Origin of the sequence: Caballeronia sp. S22 (assembly GCF_964261745.1) — a bacterium.
Classification (GTDB): domain Bacteria; phylum Pseudomonadota; class Gammaproteobacteria; order Burkholderiales; family Burkholderiaceae; genus Caballeronia; species Caballeronia jiangsuensis.
The window spans coordinates 324,961-346,623 of sequence record NZ_OZ180038.1 but is presented as its reverse complement, the minus strand read 5'-3'; the positions used below and the strand labels follow the sequence as shown (position 1 = coordinate 346,623).

The following is a 21,663-nucleotide window of genomic DNA, read 5'->3' as shown; positions in this document are numbered from 1 at the left end:
AGTGGAAGGGCGAAGATCATGCCGGCTCCTCGCGCGGCGGCACGCCGGTCGCGGCGTCGGGCTGCGTCTGCGTCGCGGGCGGATGCAGCGAAAGGCGCATGCCGACGAGCGCGTGCAACGTTTCGCGCAGCCATTTCTCCGCGGCGACATCCTGCGACTGCGTGATCGCGCGTGACGTGACCTGGGCGCTCGTCGCATCGATGCTGCGAATGAGTTCGGCAGGCACCGGCTGACGCTCCCGGCGCGCGATGCAAAGCTCGAAGTAATGGCGCAAGGCATCGAGCACCGAGTCCACGGAGGTCTGCAATTCGGCCGGCAGCTTGCGGCGCGTGCGGCGCAGATCGAGCGCATTCAGCGCGACGCGGAAATCGCGGAAGCTTTCGATCGACGGGTGACGATGCGAGTCCGTCGCGGCATGACGCGGCAGGAGTTGCATCAGCCTGTCGAGCATGCGCGCATAGAGATCGCGCTGATCCGCGATGACTACCGTCGGCGACGCGCTCACCACGATATCCGCCCAGGCCGATCGCGTGAGCCGCGCGGCGGCGAGTTCCGCGCCGAAAGGGCGCGTCATGCGCGTCCAGATGAACGCGAAGAGCAGGCCCGCGACACCCGCGAGATTGCTATTGATGAACACGAAGAAGTTCGCTTCGTAGGCGCTCTGAATGCTGATGAACGTCGCGGTATTCACGGCGGTGAGCATCGTCACGAGCGTGAAGCGCGGCCGCGGAATGAGCGTGCCGATGATGAGAAAGGGCACCGCGAAAATCAGCACGAGCATCGGGAAATCGTGCACTTTCGGCAGCACGGCGAACACATAGAGGCCGGCGAGCACGACGCTCAGGCAGGTCGCGAGAAAGAACGTGAACACTTGCGGCGCGGGCTCGTCGAGCGTGGCGAAGAAGCAGCACGCGACGGCGGCGAGCGTCACTGCGCCGGCGCCATCGTTCCAGCCCGACTCGATCCACAGTCCGCACGCGACGATGATCGCGCTCACCGCGACGCCCGTCGAAAAGAGCATCATGCCGCGATCGAAGAAGCGCGCCGTGCCGCCGAGCCGCCAGTGACGAAAGTGCGGACGCCATTCGCTCGTCTCGTTGAGAATCGCCGCACGCAGCGCGCGAATGTCCTGCCACACGTCGATGACCTGACCGAGACGCCACAGCGCATTCGAGAGCAGCGCGCCGTCCGCGCTCGCCAGCGCTTCGACGGATGGCCGCATCGCCTGGATGCGTTCGCGCAGGGCATCGGGCTCGCGCTCGTCTTCGACATCCTGTTCAGCGCGCGGCATGGGCTTCCCGACCCATGCGGCCACATCCTTCAGGAGTTGTTCGAGGCCTTCGGGATGCGCGCCGTGCTTGTCGATCAGTTCGATGAGCGGATCGGCCATCGACGAAATCAGCGGCAGAAAGATTTGCATGCGGCCCTGCAACGCGCGCGCGCGGCGGATGATATCGGGCCGCGTGTGATCGTAGGTCAGCTGGCTCAGCAGGAGTTCGAGGCCGTTGACGGTTGCCGCGAGCCGCTGGCGCGCCGCCGATATCGATGCGCCCGCGATATGTCCCGAGAGCGTCTCGCAGGCATAGAACGCGGCATCGCGGAACCATGCGTCCGTTCGTTCGATGAGCGTCGGCGCGAGCCGGCTCGGAAACACCGCGCTGCCCACGATGCTCGCCGTCACGATGCCGAGCAGAATCTCTTCGGTGCGGGTGATCGCGAGATCGAAGACGGTCGTCGGGTTGGTGACGGCGGGCAGCGCGATCAGCGGCAGCGTGTAGCCCGCGAGCAGGAAGACATAGCTGCGCGCGCTGCGGTCGAACATGGAGAGATAGAGCAGCGTGCCCGTCCATAACGCGACGATCACGCTGAAAAGAAACGGCGACTCGACGAAAGGCGGCACGATCAGCACCGCGCCCGCCGCGCCGATCATCGTGCCGAGCGCGCGATAGAGCGCCTTCGAGCGCGTCGCGCCGACGAACGGATTCGACACGATATAGACGGTCGCCATCGCCCAATAGGGACGCGGCAATTCGAGCGCGAGGCCGATGTACAGCGCGATCATCGCGGCGGCGAAGGTCTTGGCGGAAAAGAGCCACTCGCGCGCGGAAGGAAAGGCCATGGCGCTATGCTCCGCGCTTCGCCGCCGGGCGGGCCGGCCTGGTGGTGTCGTCGAGCGCTTCGAGCGCGGCGAGCAGCTTCGCATCCGGCGACGTGCTGAACGCATTGAGCACGCGCAACGTCGTTTCGAGATCCTCGCGGCTCACGCCCTTCAGAAGCCGCGCGCGCAGCGTGACGAGGCGCTCTTCCATGCGCGCGGTGACCGCGCGGCCTTCATCGGTGAGCGTGATGGTATTCGCGCGCTTGTCTTCCGGATCTTCGTCGCGTCGCACGAGACCTGCCGCGCAAAGCTGATCGAGCAGCCGCACGAGCGACGGCCCCTCGATGCCGACATGCTCCGCGAGCGTGACTTGCCGCACCGCCTCGCCGAGCCGGTTGGCCGTGAGCAGCGGCACGGCGCATGCTTCGGACACGCCGTACGAGGCGAGCACGCCGTGGCTCGTGCGGCGCCAGCGTCGCGCGGCAAGCACGAGCGTGCTGCTCACGGAGCGGCGCAGAATGTCGAGTTGGGTCATGCGGCCGGATTATAGCGAGAAGTATATTCGTTAGCATGCTATCGACTTATGTTTTTTCTTTCAGATTGCGTACGCTCAATCGATGGCTGGGCACGCAAATTGTCGTGCTATCTTTTCGGCTCGACCCTTTCGCCCGCGCCGCCATGCCGATCGCCTATCTCCGGGGCCTGACGTCCCCCAGCCGCACCGATTCCGCCAACCGGCGCCTGGGCTGCGCGCTCGCCTTCGTCGCGGGCGCGGCGAATGCAGGCGGCTTTCTCGCGGTCGGGCAATACACGTCGCATATGTCGGGACTCGTGTCTTCCATCGCCGATAACCTCGTGCTCGGCCAGGTCGCGTTCGTCTTTTCCGCGATCGGCGCAGTCGGCGCATTTCTCAGCGGCGCCGCGACCTCGGCGGTGCTCATCAACTGGGGACGGCAGCGGCGCGCGCATAGCGTGTTCGCCACGCCGCTCCTGCTCGAAGCCGCGCTCCTGCTCGTGTTCGGCATGCTCGGCGCGAATCTGGAGACGCATCGCGTGTGGGACGTGCCGTTGACGGTGGCGCTGCTGTGCTTCGTGATGGGCCTGCAGAACGCGATGATCACGAAAATCTCGAAGGCCGAAATCCGCACGACGCACGTGACCGGTCTCGTCACCGACATCGGCATCGAGATCGGCAAGAGCCTGTACTGGAACCGCGGCATCGCGCGCGACGATGCCGGTTATGTGCGCGCGAATCACGGGCGGCTTGTGCTGCTGAGCTCGCTCTTCGCGATGTTCATTCTCGGCGGCTTCGCGGGCGCGATCGGCTTCGCGCATCTCGGTTTCGCCACGACCGTGCCGCTCGCCGCGTTGCTCTTGCTGTTCTCGTCCGTGCCGCTCGCGGACGATCTGGCCGCGGGCAGGCGTCGCGCGCGGCGTTAAAGCGCCGTCACGGCGCTTCGGCAGCCTGCGCGACGATCCAGTCGCGAAAGAGCCGCATGCCGTGCGAAAGCCGCCGCGACTTGAGCCAGGTGAGCCAGTAGCCGCCGGTCTTCACTTCGATATCGAACGGCTGCACGAGCAGTCCAACCTGCAACTCGCGCACGAACATGCGCGGCGGCGCGAGCGCGACGCCCGCGCCTTGCACCGCCGCTTCCACCATCAGACGCGAGGAATCGAAGACGGGGCCGTTCATCGTCCATGCATCGAGACCGGCGGCGTCGAACCAGTTGGTCCAGTCGTCGGCTCGATAGGAACGCAGCAGCACTTCGTTCGCGAGATCGGATGGCTTGAAGAGGCGCCGCGCGATATCGGGCGCGCACAGCACGGCGAGCGGCGCATCGAGCAGCAGCGCGTTGTGCGTCGCGGGCCAGATGCCCGCCCCGAAGCGGATCGCGAAGTCGAGCCCCTCCGACGCCGGATCGACGAGATTGTTATGCGTGAGCAACCGCAACTCGACGAACGGATGCGTCTCGCGGAACGCCTTGAGCCGCGGCATCAGCCAGCCGACCGCGAACGTCCCGACGACGCCCACCGTCAGCACTTCATGAAAGTGCCCGCCTTCGAACTGCTTGAGCACGGCTTCGATGCGGCCGAACGCATCGCTCAGCACGGGCAGCAGCGCGCGGCCTTCGTCGGTGACGTTCAGGCCGCGCGGCAGGCGTCTGAAGAGCGGCGTGCCGAGCCGTTCCTCAAGCGCGCGCACTTGCTGGCTGACGGCTGCCTGCGTCACGTTCAGTTCCTGCGCGGCACGCGTGAAGCTCAGGTGCCGCGCCGATGCTTCGAACGCGCGCAGCGCATTCAGGGGAAGATGAGGGCGCATGGTTCGCATAAGATTTTCTATTGCGTGCGGCAAATTATCCTCGATTGTCGAAGCGCGCAAAAGAGCGGATATTTCGCTTCGTTCCAGACAAGCAAACCAGAACGAAGGATCAAGACGATGAAGTTTCGTGCGCTGAGTCTTTTGGCGACAGCCATTTTTTCTTTCGGCGCGATGTCCGGCGCCGCGTTCGCAGCCGATAGCGATACCGCGAAGATCAGACACACGGTCGATGAAACGATCAGGCCGCTGATGGCGCTCAATGGCATCGCGGGCATGGCCGTGGGCGTCGTCGTGGACGGCAGGCCGTACGTGTTCGATTACGGCGTGGCGTCGAAGGCGACGAAGCAGCCCGTCACGCGCGATACGCTCTTCGAACTCGGCTCGGTCAGCAAGACGTTCACCGCGACGCTCGCGTCCTACGCGCAGATCGAAGGCGACCTTTCGCTGAACGATCCGGTGAGCAAACATCTGCCGTCGCTCGATGGCACGGCGTTCGGCAAGGTGACGCTGTTGAATCTCGGCACGCATACGCCGGGCGGTTTGCCGCTGCAAGTGCCCGACGAGATTCACGACAATGCGCAATTGATGCAGTACTTCAGGACGTGGCGTCCGGCTCAGCCGCCCGGCACGATCCGCACGTATGCGAATCCGGGCATCGGCACGCTCGGGCTCATCACGGCGAAGAGCATGAACGCGGACTTCGATACGCTGATGCAAACGCGCCTCTTTCCCGCGCTCGGGCTTACGCACAGTTATATCGACGTGCCCGCTTCGAAGCAGCGCGACTATGCGCAAGGCTATGCGAAGGACGACGCGCCGATCCGCATGAAAGGCGGCGTGCTGTCTTCCGAGGCCTACGGCGTGAGATCGACGGCCGCGGACATGACCCGCTTCCTGCAGATCAACATGAACATGGTCCGCATCGATCCGGCGTACCAGCGCGCCGTCGATGCGACGCACACGGGCTATTTCCAGGCCGGTCCGATGACACAGGATCTCATCTGGGAGCAGTATCCGTATCCAGTCGGATTGCAGTCTCTGCTCGACGGAAACGCAGCGGCGATGATCATGAACGCGACGCCCGTCACGCGCATCGATCCGGCGCAAGCTCCGCGCGATGACGTGTGGATCAACAAGACAGGCTCGACCAACGGCTTCGGCACTTACATCGCGTTCGTGCCGAAAGAGCGCGTAGGCATCGTGATGCTGGCGAACCGCAACATCCCGAACGAAGAGCGCGTGAAGGCCGCGTACGCGATCATCACGTCGCTCGTCAATGGCCGATAGCCGATAGCCATGCGCTGATTCGTCCATGCAGTAAAACGTGCGGCGTGTCTCCGGCGATCAGGCAATGTGCGACCGCACATCGAAATAGCCCGCAACACATGCATCCGGCTTTTTCGTCGCGCCGTATGTAGCTTTGGACGCCGCACCCTCATGCCTTCAAACAGGTCTTTCGATCCGGCCTCCGCTTGCATATCGCCAGCGTGAGCGCATCGTCGGACGGCATCTTTGGCCTTTCGCCCGCGCCTTATTCGATTCATCCGAAAGTTATGGGAGAAAGGTCATGCCGAATGCGAAGCTTCTTATCGACACACTGGATCGCCGCGTCGAGCGGCGCGAGCATCGCCGTCAATTTTTCAGGAACGCGGGAGGGCTCGGGTTGGGACTGGTCGGCGGCACATTGATCAGCGCATGCGGAGGCGGCTCGGGCAATAACGCGAACGCGAGTCCCACCGCGCCCACCGACGCCGAGATCCTCAACTTCGCGCTCAATCTCGAATACCTGGAATCGCAGTTCTATTCGTTCGCGACGACGGGAGCGGGCTTGCCCGCAAGCATGACGGCCGGTGTCGGGACCGCGGGCACGGTCATCGGCGGACAGCAAGTGCCGTTTCAGGACCCTGTCGTAAAGGCCTATGCGAACGAGATCGCGAAGGACGAACTCGAACACGTGACGTTCCTGCGTAGTGCTCTCGGCGGTTCGGCGGTCGCGCAGCCTGCGATCGATGTCGGCGGGACCGATCCGAACGGCGCGTTCTCGATGGCCGCGCGCGCGGCGGGTCTGGTCGGCGCGGGCGTCGCGTTCAATCCTTATCAGAACGACAACAACTTTCTGCTCGGCGCGTTCATCTTCGAGGATGTCGGCGTGACCGCGTACAAGGGCGCTGCGCCGCTCATCAGCAACAAGACCTATCTCGAGGCGGCCGCCGGCATTCTGGCCGCCGAGGCCTATCACGCAGGTCTCGTGCGCACCGTGCTCTATGCAAAAGGTATCGAGATGGCCGGCCTCGTCGCGGGAGCCAATGCGATATCGAAAGCGCGCGGCAGTATCGATCATGTCGGCACCGACGATCAGGGTATCACCGGCGCGACGCCGGGCACGTCCAATATCGTGCCGCTCGACGGCAACGGCCTCGCGTTCAGCCGCAACTATGCCAACGTGCTCAATATCGTGTATCTGACAAGCACGTCGGCGACCAAGGGCGGTTTCTTCCCGAATGGCGTCAACGGCACGTTGCAGATGAGCGCGTAGAGCGAAGGAGCGGGGCATGCCCCCGCCGATGCATCGTGATTCGCAACGGCTCATGACATACTTCGCCATTGGCCTTTGCATGTCACGCGAATGCGGATCGATCCCTACAGTCTCGAACTCTTCATCTCGGTCGTCGAGGAAGGATCGATCGCGCGCGCGGCGAGCCGCAGTCACATCGCACCGTCGGCATTGAGCAGGCGCATCGCGGATCTCGAAGCGGCCATCGGCGTCGCGCTCCTGATCCGCTCGCCTGCGGGCGTGCAACTGACCGAGGCGGGGCAGCACGCCTATGCGAGCGCGCGTTCCATTCACGGCCAGCTCGAAGGCATGGCTCGCGAAGTGCGCTCGATGAGCGGCCAGATCGCGGGCGTCGTGCGCCTGCACGCGAATGCATCGGCGATCGTGGGTTTTTTGCCCGAACGGCTGACGCTGTTCAAGACGCGCTATCCGCTCGTCGAGATCGCGTTGACGGAACAGATCAGCGACGAAGTGATTCGCGCCTGTCTCGACGATCGCGCGGACGTCGGCATATCGGCGAGCACGAAGACGCATGCGGGACTCGACACGTGGCACTTCGCCGACGATCCGCTGATGGTCGTCCTGCCGCCCGCTCACGAACTCGCGCAGGCGCAGCGCCTGAGCTTCGCCGAAGTGGCGCGCTTTCCGCTCGTCGCGTTGCAGGCGGGCGGATCGCTCGATCAGACATTGAAGGAACACGCCGATGCCGCGCGCGTGCCGCTCAACGTGACCGTCACCGTCAACAGCTTCGACGCGCAATGCCGCATGGTCGAGGCGGGTCTCGGTATCGGCATCGTGCCGACGAGCGCGGCTTCCGCCTTCGCGGGTTCGCGCAACTTCGTGCGCGTGCCGCTCGCCGAAAGCTGGGGAAGCGGCCGCAGTCTGCATGTGCATGCGCCGCGCAAATCCACACGCCTGAAGGCCGTGCAGGCGCTCATCGATACGCTCGTTGCGTTCGAGGGTTAACACGGACGTCGCATCTCGCGATGCCCCCTGTGCCGAACCAACACTTCGCAAACGCGCGCGAGTGCGTCTAGATTGGCATCGGAGGAGAATGCGATGGCCAAACTGGATGTAAGCGGGCGAATGCTGTTTCTTTGCGCGGACCCGGCGAAGATCGACCGGCAACTCGCGGGCGAAGACCTGACGCCCGATGAAGCAGGCGCGCTGCGCGACGACGTTTCCACCGACGAGATCACGCCGATCAGCGTGCTCACGCGTTTCGACGAACGTCTCGGCCAGTGTCCTTACGTCGGTTTTCATGCGGGCGGGCGCAATCCTGTCGGCATCGATGGCGTGCGTGCAGGCGGCTTTCAGGTGACCGTGGCGGGCACGCGCTACGGCAAGGGTTCATCGCGCGAACATAGCCCGCTCGCGGAATATCACGCGGGCATTCGGCTCGTGATCGCGCGCAGCTTCGAGCGAATTTATCGGCAGAACGCGGACAATCTCGGGCTTTTCACATCGACGGATTTCGGTTTGATCCAGCGCATCCGGCGCGGCGAGGCGATCGATATCGATGAACTCGTCGCCGATCGCGATCCGCTGGCGGCGGCGATCCTGAAGAGCGGCGGGCTGCTGCGCTATGGAAAGCTGCACATGCAGCGGGTTAGCGTTGGCGAACTATCGAACCATGACACGCCGCGTACGCTCGTCGAAAAGATTCTCGCGCGCCATGCCTTGACGACCGATGTGACGAGCGCGTCGCTGGAACCGGGCAACGGCATCTTCGTGCGCGCCGACTGGCGTTTCATCCACGAGTACTACACCGGCATGGCCGCGCACATGCTGCACGCGACCTTCGGGCGCCCGCTCGCGCTGCACGACTCGCGAAGCATGCTCGCGTTCGAGGATCATCTTTCGTATTCGCATCGCAGCGAGTTGCATGTGCGTAACGGCCTGCTGCCGAACGTGCGCGAGTTGTCCGACGCGCATCGCGCTTTCGCGCATGACTACGATGTGCGCAATCACGGCTATCTGAACGAAGCGAACAGCGCTATCGATGAAGGCTCGGAAGGCATCTCGCACGCGATGATGGCCGAGCGTTACGCGTTGCCGGGACAGGTCGTCGTCGGAACGGATTCGCATACGCCGCATAGCGGCGCGCTGGGCTGCGTCGCGTTCGGCGTCGGCACGACGGACATGGCGAACGCGTTCGTCACCGGCGCGGTCCGCATGACCGTGCCGCAATCGTTGCGTATCGATCTGCATGGTCCGATTCCCCCGGGCGTGACGGCGAAAGATATCGTGCTTCATCTGCTCGCGGACGCACGCATTCGCGCGGGCGCGGGCGTCGGCAAGGTGTTCGAGTTCGCGGGCGCGGCCATCGCGAGCCTGTCCACCGACGAGCGCACGACGCTCACCAACATGACCGCCGAGCTCGGCGGCTTCACGGGCATCGTCGCCCCCGACGATGAAACCGTGCGCTTCCTGAAGGAACGTCGCGGCATCGACTTCACGATCGAGCCGTGGATGAAGAGCGATGAAGGCGCGCGCTACGCCGATGTCATCGCGATCGATTGCGCGCGTCTCTCGCCGATGCTCGCCGCGCCCGGCGATCCGGGCAATGGCATCGCGCTTGCCGCGCTCGATGAACGGCCGTGCGTCGATATCGCTTACGGCGGATCATGCACGGCGGGCAAGCGCGAGGACTTCGATCACTATCACGACGTGCTCTCGTGGGCGTCACAGCGCGGCCTGCGCGTGCCCGACAACGTGAAGCTCTATTTGCAGTTCGGCACGCAGGACGTGCGAGACTATTGCGTCGCGCAAGGCTATGTCGATGCGTTCGAACGCGTCGGCGCGATTCTGCTTCAGCCTTCGTGCGGCGCGTGCGCGAACTGCGGGCCGGGTTCATCGACACAGGCGGAACAAGTCACCATCAGCGCGATCAATCGAAATTTTCCGGGCCGGTCCGGTCCGGGTAAGGTATGGCTCGCGAGCCCGCCGACGGTCGCGGCGAGCGCGCTGCTCGGCCGCATCGCATCGTTCGCGGAGTTGCAGCAGCGCTTCACGAAGTAAGCACGATCGAGCCGCCATCGATGCGGCATCAAAATACATACAGGAGACGACAATGGCCATCATGCAGGGCACCTCGGGTCTGCCCGACGCCGCGGTCCACGCGCTATCGAATGCGCCCGCCATCGCGGATACGGCGGGCATCTCGGCGCGCCTCGACCGGCTTCCCGCGACGCGCGCGATATGGAAGCTCATCTTCCTCCTGAGCCTCGGCTTCTTCTTCGAGCTCTACGATCTGCTCTTCACGGGCTATATCGCGCCGGGTCTCGTGAAGAGCGGCATCCTGACCGCGACGACCGCGGGCCTGTTCGGCACGACGGGCGTCGCGAGCTTCATCGCGGCGTTGTTCTGCGGGCTCTTCATCGGCACGATCGCTTGCGGCTTTCTCGCGGACCGCTTTGGACGTCGCGCGATCTTCACGTATTCGCTGCTCTGGTATGTCGCCGCGAATACCGTGATGGCGTTTCAGGACACCGCGCTCTGGCTCAACTTCTGGCGCTTCGTGTCGGGGCTGGGCATCGGCGTGGAACTGGTGACAATCGGGACTTACCTGTCGGAGCTTTCGCCCAAGCATCTGCGCGGCAGGGCGTTCGCGGTGTGTCAGGCTGTCGGCTTTTCAGCGGTGCCGGTCGTCGCGTTCCTTTCGTATCTGCTCGTGCCGCGCGCGCCGTTCGGCCTCGACGGCTGGCGCTGGGTCGCGCTGGTCGGCGGCGTGAGCGCGCTCTTCGTGTGGTATTTCCGGCGCAATCTGCCGGAAAGCCCGCGCTGGCTTGCGAGCAAGGGACGATTCGACGAAGCCGATGAAGTCCTGCGCCGCCTCGAAGACAAGGTTTCGCTTCAGTACGGCAAGACGCTGCCAGAGCCGGGCCCGTCCGACCCGATCGCGAAGAAGGCCGGTTTCGCGGACATGTGGAATCCGCCATACCGCAAGCGCACGCTGATGCTGATCGTGTTTCATATCTTCCAGACGGTCGGCTTCTACGGCTTCGCGAACTGGGTGCCGACCTTGCTCGTCAAGCAGGGCGTGACGGTCACATCGAGCCTGCTCTATACCACCGTGATCGGACTGGCCGCGCCTATCGGACCATTGCTCGGTTACTGGATCGCCGATCGTTTCGAGCGCAAGCATGTGATCGTGTTCATGGCGGGCGTGAATATCGTCGCGGGCCTTCTGTTCAGTCAGGCGTCGGCGGCCGTGATGATCGTCACGCTCGGCGTTTTGCTCACGCTCGCGGGCAACATCATCTCCTTCACTTATCACACGTATCAGCAGGAGCTTTATCCGACGGCGATTCGCGCCCGTGCCGTCGGCTTCGTGTATTCGTGGAGCAGGCTGTCGGCGGTGTTCAGTTCGTTCGTGATCGCGTTCGTGCTCAAAGAGGCGGGCGTGACCGGCGTGTTCGGCTTCATCGCGGGCGCGATGCTGCTCGTGATGCTGTCCATTGGATTGATGGGACCGCGCACGCTCGGAAGATCGCTCGAAAGCATCTCTCACTGAGCGCGCATCGCGGTTGTATCAAGCGCCGCACGCGTGAATCAGGAACTGCTGCACGGCGGTCGACGGGGCGCTCAACGTCGCGCCCTTGCGCCAGATCATGCCCGCTTCCATGTGAGGAATGGCGTCGTTCACGGGCCGCGCCTCGATGCGCTTGCCTTCGAGCGACCACGGCCGAAACACCATGTCCGACAGCACGGTGACCCCGAAGCCGTGCGCCACCAGTCCGCGCAGCGCCTCCATCGAACTCGTGCGAAACGCGATGTTCGGTTCGAGGCGCTTCTTGTGCCAGTAGCGCATCGTCGATTGCTCGCCTTCATCGACGGTGATGAGAATATAAGGATGCGCGGCGATATCTTTCAGCGATACCGCCTGCTGCTGCGCGAGCGGATGCGACGGCGCGACCCATAACTGCCGGCGCGAGCGCATCAGCACCTGAGTGTCGAAGCGATTCGGCCGCTGCAGATTCGATAGCAGCACGACGCCGATATCGACATCGCCACTTGCCACCGCTTCCTCGATCTGCGGCCGCTCCATGTCGCGCAGATCGAAATCGATGAACGGATACGTCGCACGAAAGCGCGCGAGCAACTCCGGCAAAAAATACCCGAGCACCGTATACGACGCCGCGATGCGCGCGACGCCGCGCATGTCGTGCGCGCGAAACGGCGGCATGTGCATCGCGTCGCGGGCGGCTTCGAGCACGCGGCGCGCGTGGTTATGGAAGTCCTGGCCATCGGGCGTGAGCGCCACGCCTTGCGGCATGCGCTCGAACAGCTTGGTGCCGAGCGCGCTTTCCAGCGCCAGCACCGCGTTGGTGATCGCCGATTGCGATACGTGCTCGTTGGCCGCCGCCATCGAGAACTGGCCGGTTTGCGCGGCGGCCACGAAATAGCGCAATTGCCGGAGCGTGAGATCGAAGGCCATCTGATTTTCAGATACCAGAGTTGTTTATTCGTGATTTTACGATGTCGAATCGGCTTTCTATACTCGGCAAAAAACAAAATTCCCTATCCCGGAGACGAGCCCCGATGAATGCACCCGACCGCGCCGCGCTAGAAGCCGCGACCATTTCCCTGGACGACAAATACACGCTGGAGAAAGGCCGCGTCTATATCAGCGGCACGCAGGCGCTTGTGCGTCTGCCGATGCTGCAAAAGGCGCGCGATCGCAAGGCCGGGCTGAATACGGCGGGCTTCATTTCGGGCTATCGCGGCTCGCCGCTCGGCGCGCTCGATCAGTCGCTGTGGAAGGCGAAGCAGCATCTGAAGGACAACGATATCGTGTTCCAGCCGGGCGTGAACGAGGATCTCGCCGCCACTTCGATCTGGGGCACGCAGCAGGTCAATCTGTGGCCGGGCGCGACGCGCGATGGCGTGTTCGGCATGTGGTACGGCAAGGGCCCCGGCGTGGACCGTACCGGCGACGTCTTCAAGCACGCGAATTCCGCGGGCTCCGACAAGCACGGCGGCGTGCTCGTGCTCGCGGGCGACGATCACGCGGCGAAGTCGTCGTCGGTCGCGCATCAGTCGGATCATGCGTTCATCGCGGCGGGCATTCCGGTGCTGTATCCGTCGAACGTGCAGGAGTATCTCGACTACGGCCTGCACGGCTGGGCGATGAGCCGTTACTCGGGTCTGTGGGTCGCGATGAAATGCGTGACCGACGTTGTCGAATCCACCGCGTCGATCGACCTCGATCCGGACCGCGTGGAGATCGTCACGCCGGCCGACTACGCGATGCCCGAAGGCGGCCTCAACATCCGCTGGCCGGATTCGCCGCTCGCGCAGGAAGCGCGTCTGCTCGACGAAAAGTGGTACGCGGCGCTGGCCTATGTGCGCGCGAACAAGCTCAATCGCGTCGTGATCGATTCCGACAAGCCGCGCTTTGGCATCATCACCGCGGGCAAGGCGTACCTCGACGTGCGTCAGGCGCTCGTCGATCTCGGTCTCGACGATGAAACCTGCGCGCAGATCGGCCTGCGTGTGCTGAAAGTGGGCTGCGTGTGGCCGCTCGATGCGCAGGACGCACGCGCATTCGCGACCGGTCTCGAAGAGATTCTCGTCGTCGAAGAGAAGCGGCAGATTCTGGAATATGCGCTGAAGGAAGAGCTGTATAACTGGCGCGAGGACGTGCGTCCGCGCATCTACGGCAAGTTCGACGAGCGCGACAACGAAGGCGGCGAATGGTCCGTGCCGCGCGGCGACTGGCTGCTGCCCGCGCATTACGAGCTATCGCCGGCGCTGATCGCGAAGGCCATCGCGCGACGTCTCGCACGCGCCGATCTTCCCGCCGATGTGCGCGCCCGCATGCTGTCGCGCGTCGAAACGATCGAAGCGAAAGAGCGCGAGGCGATCAAGCCGCGCGTCGATGTCGAGCGCAAGCCGTGGTTCTGCTCGGGCTGTCCGCATAACACGTCGACGCGCGTGCCCGAAGGTTCGCGCGCGCTCGCGGGCATCGGCTGCCATTACATGTCGATGTGGATGGACCGCAAGACCGAGACCTTCAGCCAGATGGGCGGCGAGGGCGTCGCGTGGATCGGCCAGATGCATTTCTCGGGCGACAAGCACGTGTTCGTCAATCTCGGCGACGGCACGTATTTCCATTCGGGCTTGCTCGCGGTGCGCGCGGCGATCGCGGCGAACGCGAACATCACGTACAAGATTCTTTATAACGACGCGGTCGCGATGACCGGCGGCCAGCCCGTCGACGGCGTCTTGACGGTGCCGCAGATCGCGCATCAGGTCTTCGCGGAAGGCGCGAAGCGTATCGTCATCGTGACGGACGAGCCGCGGAAATACGATGCGAACGTCGCGTTGCCTCAAGGCGTGAGCGTGCATCATCGCGACGAGCTCGATCGCATTCAGCGCGAGCTGCGCGATACGCAAGGCACGACCATTCTGATCTACGACCAGACCTGCGCGACGGAAAAGCGCCGCCGCCGCAAGCGCGGCACGTATCCCGATCCCGCACGCCGCGCGTTCATCAACGATGCCGTGTGCGAAGGCTGCGGCGATTGCTCGGTGCAATCGAACTGCCTGTCCGTCGAACCGATGGACACGCCGCTCGGCACGAAGCGCAAGATCAATCAGTCGTCGTGCAACAAGGACTTTTCGTGCGTGAAGGGCTTTTGCCCGAGCTTCGTCACCGCCGAAGGCGCGCAGGTTCGAAAGCCGAAAGCGGCAGGCGGCGCGAAGCCCGATTTCGATAGCTTGCCGTTGCCGGCATTGCCCGCACTGTCGAAGCCTTACGGCATTCTCGTGACGGGTGTCGGTGGAACGGGTGTCGTGACGATCGGCGGACTGATCGGCATGGCGGCGCACATCGAGCGCAAGGGCGTCACGGTGCTCGATATGGCCGGTCTCGCGCAGAAGGGCGGCGCGGTGCTGAGCCACGTGCAGATCGCGCCGGAGCCGAAGGCGCTGCATGCGACGCGCATCGCGACGGGCGAAGCGCGGCTCGTGATCGGCTGCGATGCGATCGTGTCGGCATCGAACGACGTGCTCTCGCGCACGCGGCATGGCATCACGCAGGCCGCCATCAACAGCGGCGCGACGCCGACCGCCGAGTTCGTCACCAATGCGCAATGGACCTTTCCCGCGGCGCAGACGGAGCAGGCGCTATCGGACAGCATCGGCGCGGGCTGCGCATTCATCGATGCCTACGCGCTCGCGCTGAAACTGCTCGGCGACACGATCTATTCGAATCCGCTGCTGCTCGGCTTCGCATGGCAGAAGGGCTGGTTGCCGCTCGAACTGGCAAGCCTCAAACGCGCGATCGAACTGAACGGCGTCGCGGTCGAGAAGAACTGGCTCGCGTTCGACTGGGGCCGCTACGTTGCGCAACACGGCGCGGGCGATCTGCTCAAGTCCACGCAACATGCGATCGTCGTGAAGATGCCCGAGTCGCTCGAAAACGTGATCGCAACGCGTGAAGCCTTGCTGACCGCGTATCAAGGCGAAGCGTATGCGCGCTCGTATCGCAGTGTCGTCGAGCGCATGCGTGAGAAGGAAAAGGCCTTGAACGCTAAGCTGCCGCTCACGCGCGCGGTCGCCGTGAACCTCGCGAAGCTCATGGCCTACAAGGACGAATACGAAGTCGCGCGTCTCTACGCCGATCCCGCGTATCTCGACAAGCTGCGCGCGCAGTTCGAAGGCGAACCGGGCCGCGATTACAAGCTGATGTTCCATCTCGCGCCGCCGCTATTCGCGAAGCGCGACGAGCACGGTCATCTCGTGAAGAAGACCTTCGGCGCATGGATGCTGCCCGCGTTCCGCGTGCTGGCGAAGATGAAAGGCTTGCGCGGCACATCGCTCGATATATTCGGCAAAACGGCCGAGCGCCGCACGGAGCGCAAGATGATCGCGGACTACCTCGCGCTCGTCGATGAATTCTGCGCCACGCTCGATGAAGACCGCTTCGACGCCGCGCTGCAACTCGCGAAGCTGCCCGATGAAATCCGGGGCTTCGGCCATGTGAAGGAGCGCAATATGGCGGCGGTTGCGACGAAGCGCGAGCGTTTGATCGAGCGTTATCGGGCGACGGTGAAGATGGCCGCGACGGCCTGATCGGAGGCGATAGGGTATCTTTACGCTCGGGGACACACTCGAAGCGTAAGGAGACATCGCATGAATGGAGTATGCAAGCTCGCTGTCGTCGGCATCGGCAAGATCGCGCGGGATCAGCACCTGCCCGCGATCGCCGCGCAGCCAGGATTCGAACTCGTCGCGTGCGCGAGCCGCAATGCGAGCGTCGATGGCGTGCGCAACTATCGGGATATCGGCGAGCTGCTCGCCGCCGAGCCCTCGATCGAAGCCGTCTCACTCTGCGCGCCGCCGCAGGTTCGTTACGAGCAGGCGCTGGCCGCGCTCGAAGCGGGCAAGCACGTCATGCTGGAAAAGCCGCCCGGCGCCAGCGTGAGCGAAGTCGCCGCCCTGGACGAGATCGCGCGGGCGCGCGGCTGCACGCTGTTCGCGTCGTGGCATTCGCGTGCGGCGAGCGCAGTCGAACCGGCGCGCGAATGGCTCGCGAAGAATGCGGACGCGATTCGGTCCGTCGAAGTGCGCTGGAAGGAAGACGTGCGCCGCTGGCATCCGGGACAGCAATGGATCTGGGAACCTGGCGGCCTCGGCGTGTTCGATCCGGGCATCAACGCGCTGTCGATCGTCACGCGCATCCTGCCGCATGAGGTCGCGTTGCGCGGGGCCACGCTCACCGTGCCGAGCGATACGTCCACGCCGATCGCGGCGGAACTCGATTGCATCGCGACGAACGGCGCGCCGGTGCGCGCGGTCTTCGACTGGCGTCACGGTCCGGTCGAGGAATGGGATATCGACATCGACACGGACGCGGGCCGTTTGTCGATGCGCGAAGGCGGCAAGCGCCTCTCCATCGCGGGCAAGGAGATCGATCTCGGACGCGAGCGCGAATATCCCGCGCTATACGAGCACTTTCACGCGCTCATCGAATCGAAGACGAGCGATGTCGATGTGCGTCCGCTGCAACTCGTCGCCGATGCATTTCTCAACGGCAGGCGTGTCGAAACCGAAGCATTCGGGCGCTAGGCGGCGCGATATGCCGCGCTTCTTATCGCATTGATCGCGGACACATCGCCCTCGGGCGCGGCGCTCACGTTCGCATGCCGCGCAACGAGCGGGATGCGCCGCGTGCTGCCCGGCGCGAGATGGAACCAGTCGATGCGCGCGAAGTAGTTGGGATCGACCACATGCACCCAGCGCGCAAGCTGCGCCGTTTCGACGACGAGACTCCAGTCTTCACCGTCTTTCTCGACGGTCGCATTCAAGCCGATATCGCGACGCTCGCCGATCGACGGATCGGGGAAATGGAACGCTTCCGACAGCACGTCGCCCGTGTCCGTATCGCGCAGGACGACATGCGTCGCGTCGTGCGCTCGCGGGCCGAAGCGGTATGCATAGGCGATATCGAAGAACGCGCCGATCAGCGCATTCGACGACACGCGCTGCACGCTGCGCGCCTGCAATACGACATCGCATGAACCGCCCACGACCTTGACCGCGCCTTCACGCAGGCAGGTCAGTTCGACGCGCGCCCGAATCTCGCGCGCGGTCTCGTTGACGAGATGCACGTCGAGGCCGTCGAGTCCTTCATCGAGGATCAGCGCCTGCACCGGTTGCAGCACGCGTGCGAGTCCATGCAGCGCGCTCTTCGGCGCACCGAGCACGTCGATGACGCCCCAGCCCGCACCCGAACGCACATCGAGCAGATTCCATACGATGCCGCCCGCACACGTCGATCCTTCGCGACGCCACTCCGAGAACACCGCACCGATCACATCGGCGACGACGGCGCGCGATAGCTCCAGATAACGCTCGGGGTTTTCATAACGCAAGCGCGGCACGTCCATGCGATAGAGCGATTGCATGTAGTGCTCGCGTACATCATCGAAGTCCCACGCCGAGCCGGGATCGCGCGGCACGCCCGCTTTCCAGCGCGGTTCATGCGCGCGCGGGTTCGGCATGGCGTGCAGCGCGACATCGTCGGGGACATTGGCGAACGCGAGACATTCCGATGCGAAGCGCACTTGCGCTCGGCGCACATCATCGAAGGAACGCTGATAAGCGGGCACGCCGTAGTAATGCGTGATGCCGCCGCCCGTACCGAACGGCATCGATACCGTATCGCCGGGCGCCGCGCTCGGCGAGTTCACGACGTACGCGACATCGGGCCGTTGCATCGCGACTGCATTCGGCAAGAGTTCGTTGAAGAGGCGCTGCTGATACGCGTCGAAGGGAAGGCCGAGCATGGCCGCCTGCTGATGCACTTCGCTTCCCCCGCACAGCACCGCGAGCGACGCGAAGCGCCGCGTGCGCGCGAGGAACTGCTCGGCTTCGCGTTGCACGCTGGCGCGAAAGGCTTCGTCGTCGGGATAGTCGAAGTTCGCGAACGCGAAGTCCTGCCATACGAGGACGCCGTGTTTGTCGGCGAGTTCGTAGAAGGTGTCGGACTCGTAGAGCGTGATGCCGCTCACGCGAACGATGTTGAGTCCCGCATCGCGAACCAGTCCGAAAATCTTGTCGAGCTTCTCGCGCGGCGCATCGAGCGCGACGATATCCGCCGATGTCCAGCACGCGCCGCGCGCGAACACGGGCACGCCGTTCACGACGAGTTGAAAGCCCTGCTTGTCCGCGCCGCGATCGACTTCGATCGTGCGAAAGCCGACTTCGCCGAGCGCGATATCGCCGAGCTTGACGGTATGGCGTGACGGCTCGCCATGCGTATGCGGATACCACAAGTCCACGTCCGGCACGCGCAACCGGCCCGTGAGCGTGTGCGCGTCCTGCCATTGCATCGTGGCTTGCGCTTCGCCGCATCCGAGCCGAACCGGGTTTTGCTCCTGCGCATGAAAGTAGCGCACGGTGACATCGAGAACGCCATCGGTGCCATCGACGCTCGTGCGCATGTCCACGTTGTCGATGCACGCGCGCGATTCGCCGATCACGTCGATCGCGCGCCACGGTCCCGCCGGTTGAATCGTCGGGCACCATCCGGACATATGCCCGAGCAGCGTCGTGCGCACGTTGCGCAACGTGGCGGGTTGCGCGAGCTTCGGACGCCAGCGCGCGCGTCCGCGTTTCGCCGCCAGCGCGGGCGCGATCGAGCGAAAGCACAGATGAAGCGTGTGCTCGCCATCGAGATCGACATCGAGATCATGCGCGACGAACATCGAATCCGATTCGAGCAGCTTGCGATCGTCGAGCCATATCTCAGCGATGGTCGCGAGCCCGTTGAAGCGCAGACGCCGCCTGCCGTTGCCGCTCAGCTTCACGCGATACCAGTGATCCGAATGCGCGAACGGCTGCGCGAGCGCTTCGTCGCTGACGCCGCTCGCGCGCAAGGCGGACGCGATCGTACCGGGCACGGGCGCGTCGATCCACTGCGTGAACGTATCGAGCGATGCGGGTGTCGTGCATGCGCCCGCGGGCGTGCTCACGCACTGCCAGCCTTCGGAGAGACGCCGCGGCGCGTGCGCGGACAGGACGTGCATGTGCCTACCTCGTCGATGGGATTCGAAAGAGAGCGACGCCAAAGCCGCGCGATTGACCGCGCGGCCTTGGCGTTCAGAGGAAGCGCGCGGCGAGCGGCTCGATGACCTTGTCGTACGAAGCCTGCATCGAATCGAGGCAATCTTCGCACGCGTCGGTGCGCGAGCGCATGCGGGCGCGCGCGAGACGGAACTGCATGACCATCGCTTCGCTCGCGAGTGCCTGCGCGCTCGTCTGGATGTCGCTCGGGACGTCCACGCCGTGACACTTCAGCCAGCCGAGATACTTCGACAGCAACTCGAAGTTCGAGCCGAGCTGACGCATCACGTTGAACGTGTAGAGGTGATAGTACGCGGGATCACGTTCGAGCAACGCGCGCAAATGCTCGGGGAATGCGGCGCGCCATTGCGCGACCGGGTTCGTCGCAGGACGATCCGCGAGCCGCAATGCGAGCAGTTCGACCGAGCGTTGCACCATCGCATCGCCTTCGAGCGGCGCACGCGCGCGCTTCACGAACTCGACGTACGGGAAGAGCGCGTGCACATCGCTGGCGAGACCCGGCATCAGACGGAACACGCCATCGTAGTCCTCGCCCGATAACGCGAAATAGCCCGCGTTATGGAAGTACGTGATGCGCTTCGCGTCGGTGTCGATGGCATCGATGGCGATGGTCGTCTTCGTATGCGTCTGCCGATACGCGGTCGCGCGCGTATCGGGCAGATAGTACGAATCCATTTCGACCACCACCATCTGCCCGCGCCGCGTCTGCTCGCGCACATGCGCTTCCAGCGTGTCGTAGATCGCGAGCTCCTGCGCCTGCAGGCCATAGAGCCGCGATATATCGTCGAGCGAGAACTTCGGGAACGTGAACTGATCGCCCTCGAACGCCTGCGTTACCGTGAAGCCGAGCGCCGCATGCGGATCGCAACCGTAGTGATGCAGCAACTCGATCCACAAGTCGACGTAACAGTTGGTCTCCAGCCACACGCGCTCTTCACGATGCAGCAGGTGCTGGCGGTACGCGCCGTCCGCGGACGCGGACGGTGCGGTCACGGCTTCTGCCGGCGAGCGTGCGTTCATGTCTGGCTTCCCAGATTCGCGAGACCTTCGTCGATGAGCGGCGCCTTGTCGCCCCACAGCAACTGACGCACCTTCTCGGGCCACGCCTTGACATCGAGTCCGTGGTGACGGAAGAGCGCGAGCGTCGTGCGTTCCATGCCGAAGCCGACGCATGCGGTATGCGCGACCTGCTCGTCCGCCTGACGAATGTGCCAGAGCTCGCCGAAATGGTCCTGGTGATAGTTGAACGACAGGCACGCGGTCGGACGGTCGGGTGTCGCCACCGGCACGAGCAGTTCGAACTTGAGTTGCTGCGCGCGCTGGCTATCCGCGACGATCATGCCGCCGCGCCCGAAGAACGGATCGTTGGCGAGGTCGATCTCGAAGGGCAGTTGGAGCAGGTTCACGAGCAGCGAGCCGCGTTCGATCCACTTCTGACGGAACGCCATTACCTGCTCGGGGCTGCCGACGCGAATGTACTCGCGCATGCGGAACATCTGCATGCGGCCCGGATCGATGGACGGCTCGTGACGGAAGCAGTACGAGAACGCATCGAAGGTCGCGCCGTCTTCAGCGAGATTGCCGCGCTTCGCGACGAGCGGATAGATCGGATAGCATGCGGCCGGCGTGAGCACGAGGCGCGTGGGCTTTTGCTGATCCATCCATTCATCGGAACGCTCTTCTTCCTCGCCGATATGCACGACCTTGTCGAGCGCTTCGAGCAGGCGATGATGCCCGCGATCGTTGCCCTGGAACGAGTGAATCGTGCCCGCGAGATTCGGGAAGCTCTTCAGATACTCGCTGTCCTCGAAATCGCGGCGGCGCATCGCGGGCGGAAAGCGCAGCACTTCCGCGTGCTGGTCCGCGCCGAGCATCGTGATCGCCTGATTGAGACGCTCGACGACGTCCTCGAACACTTCGCTGCGGCCGTAAAGACCATCTTCGCCCGTGTCGAGCAGAATGCCCGCTTCGATCAGGCGATCGCGCAAGGTCAAGTCCGATTTGTCGTAAGGTGCCTGAGTCTCTTGTGCTTGTGCTTGTGCTTGTGCTTCGGCCTGCATCATGGCGGCCTGTTCCGTCGGCATGTTCATATCG

General features: G+C 64.2%; 15 protein-coding genes. 8 read left to right on the top strand and 7 right to left on the bottom strand.

The genetic code is table 11. The annotated features are described in order from the left end of the window. Window positions 1-16: 16 nt before the first annotated feature. Both ACEN42_RS28245 and ACEN42_RS28240 read right to left on the bottom strand, forming a co-directional pair. Window positions 17-2,119: an FUSC family protein gene (locus tag ACEN42_RS28245; RefSeq protein WP_371883808.1), complete on the bottom strand. Its 2,103-nt coding sequence runs from the start codon at window positions 2,117-2,119 to the stop codon at window positions 17-19. A gap of 4 nt (window positions 2,120-2,123) precedes the next feature. Beyond that, a complete protein-coding gene (locus ACEN42_RS28240; RefSeq protein WP_187604102.1) occupies window positions 2,124-2,633 on the bottom strand; it encodes a MarR family winged helix-turn-helix transcriptional regulator in 510 nt (169 codons plus the stop codon). A 143-nt stretch (window positions 2,634-2,776) separates the two neighbouring features. On the opposite strand from ACEN42_RS28240, the gene ACEN42_RS28235 reads away from it, so the two are divergent. Further along, window positions 2,777-3,538 (top strand): YoaK family protein, encoded by a 762-nt coding sequence (locus tag ACEN42_RS28235; protein WP_035503996.1) that lies wholly within the window; start codon window positions 2,777-2,779, stop codon window positions 3,536-3,538. 7 nt (window positions 3,539-3,545) lie between these two features. Here ACEN42_RS28235 and ACEN42_RS28230 read toward each other — a convergent pair whose 3' ends face one another. Beyond that, entirely contained in the window at window positions 3,546-4,427 is an 882-nt protein-coding gene (locus ACEN42_RS28230) for a LysR substrate-binding domain-containing protein (RefSeq protein WP_371883807.1), read from the bottom strand. Between the two features lie 108 nt (window positions 4,428-4,535). Here ACEN42_RS28230 and ampC point away from each other — a divergent pair, with 108 nt between their 5' ends. The 5 genes from ampC to ACEN42_RS28205 all read left to right on the top strand — a co-directional run bounded on the left by ampC (window position 4,536) and on the right by ACEN42_RS28205 (window position 11,488). Next, entirely contained in the window at window positions 4,536-5,705 is a 1,170-nt protein-coding gene (gene ampC / locus ACEN42_RS28225; protein WP_371883806.1) for a class C beta-lactamase, read from the top strand. A gap of 280 nt (window positions 5,706-5,985) precedes the next feature. Further along, a complete protein-coding gene (locus tag ACEN42_RS28220) occupies window positions 5,986-6,954 on the top strand; it encodes a ferritin-like domain-containing protein (protein ID WP_371883805.1) in 969 nt (322 codons plus the stop codon). A gap of 90 nt (window positions 6,955-7,044) precedes the next feature. Further along, window positions 7,045-7,938, top strand: coding sequence for a LysR family transcriptional regulator (locus tag ACEN42_RS28215; protein WP_371883804.1), 894 nt, complete (start codon window positions 7,045-7,047; stop codon window positions 7,936-7,938). Window positions 7,939-8,031: 93 nt separating this feature from the next. Beyond that, on the top strand, window positions 8,032-9,993 hold the full coding sequence (locus ACEN42_RS28210) for an aconitase family protein (protein ID WP_371883803.1): 1,962 nt from the start codon (window positions 8,032-8,034) through the stop codon (window positions 9,991-9,993). Between the two features lie 52 nt (window positions 9,994-10,045). Next, a complete protein-coding gene (locus ACEN42_RS28205) occupies window positions 10,046-11,488 on the top strand; it encodes an MFS transporter (protein WP_371883802.1) in 1,443 nt (480 codons plus the stop codon). A gap of 18 nt (window positions 11,489-11,506) precedes the next feature. Here ACEN42_RS28205 and ACEN42_RS28200 read toward each other — a convergent pair whose 3' ends face one another. Continuing rightward, complete coding sequence (locus tag ACEN42_RS28200) at window positions 11,507-12,412, bottom strand: LysR family transcriptional regulator (RefSeq protein ID WP_238211257.1); 906 nt, start codon at window positions 12,410-12,412, stop codon at window positions 11,507-11,509. Window positions 12,413-12,516: 104 nt separating this feature from the next. On the opposite strand from ACEN42_RS28200, the gene ACEN42_RS28195 reads away from it, so the two are divergent. Together ACEN42_RS28195 and ACEN42_RS28190 are read left to right on the top strand one after the other, a co-directional pair. Further along, a complete protein-coding gene (locus ACEN42_RS28195) occupies window positions 12,517-16,053 on the top strand; it encodes an indolepyruvate ferredoxin oxidoreductase family protein (RefSeq protein ID WP_371883801.1) in 3,537 nt (1,178 codons plus the stop codon). Between the two features lie 60 nt (window positions 16,054-16,113). Then, on the top strand, window positions 16,114-17,049 hold the full coding sequence (locus ACEN42_RS28190) for a Gfo/Idh/MocA family protein (RefSeq protein WP_371883800.1): 936 nt from the start codon (window positions 16,114-16,116) through the stop codon (window positions 17,047-17,049). Here ACEN42_RS28190 and ACEN42_RS28185 read toward each other — a convergent pair. The 3 genes from ACEN42_RS28185 to ACEN42_RS28175 form a co-directional block, all read right to left on the bottom strand. Then, window positions 17,046-19,511, bottom strand: coding sequence for a glycosyl hydrolase 2 galactose-binding domain-containing protein (locus ACEN42_RS28185; RefSeq protein ID WP_371883799.1), 2,466 nt, complete (start codon window positions 19,509-19,511; stop codon window positions 17,046-17,048). The two genes, ACEN42_RS28190 and ACEN42_RS28185, sit on opposite strands and share 4 nt — an antisense overlap. A gap of 73 nt (window positions 19,512-19,584) precedes the next feature. Continuing rightward, the gene (locus ACEN42_RS28180) at window positions 19,585-20,589 is read right to left on the bottom strand and encodes a DUF1839 family protein (protein WP_187604113.1); all 1,005 of its coding nucleotides are present in this window, start codon (window positions 20,587-20,589) and stop codon (window positions 19,585-19,587) included. Further along, window positions 20,586-21,659: an amino acid--[acyl-carrier-protein] ligase gene (locus ACEN42_RS28175; protein ID WP_371883798.1), complete on the bottom strand. Its 1,074-nt coding sequence runs from the start codon at window positions 21,657-21,659 to the stop codon at window positions 20,586-20,588. The genes ACEN42_RS28180 and ACEN42_RS28175 overlap by 4 nt, the downstream gene beginning before the upstream one ends. Window positions 21,660-21,663: the final 4 nt, after the last annotated feature.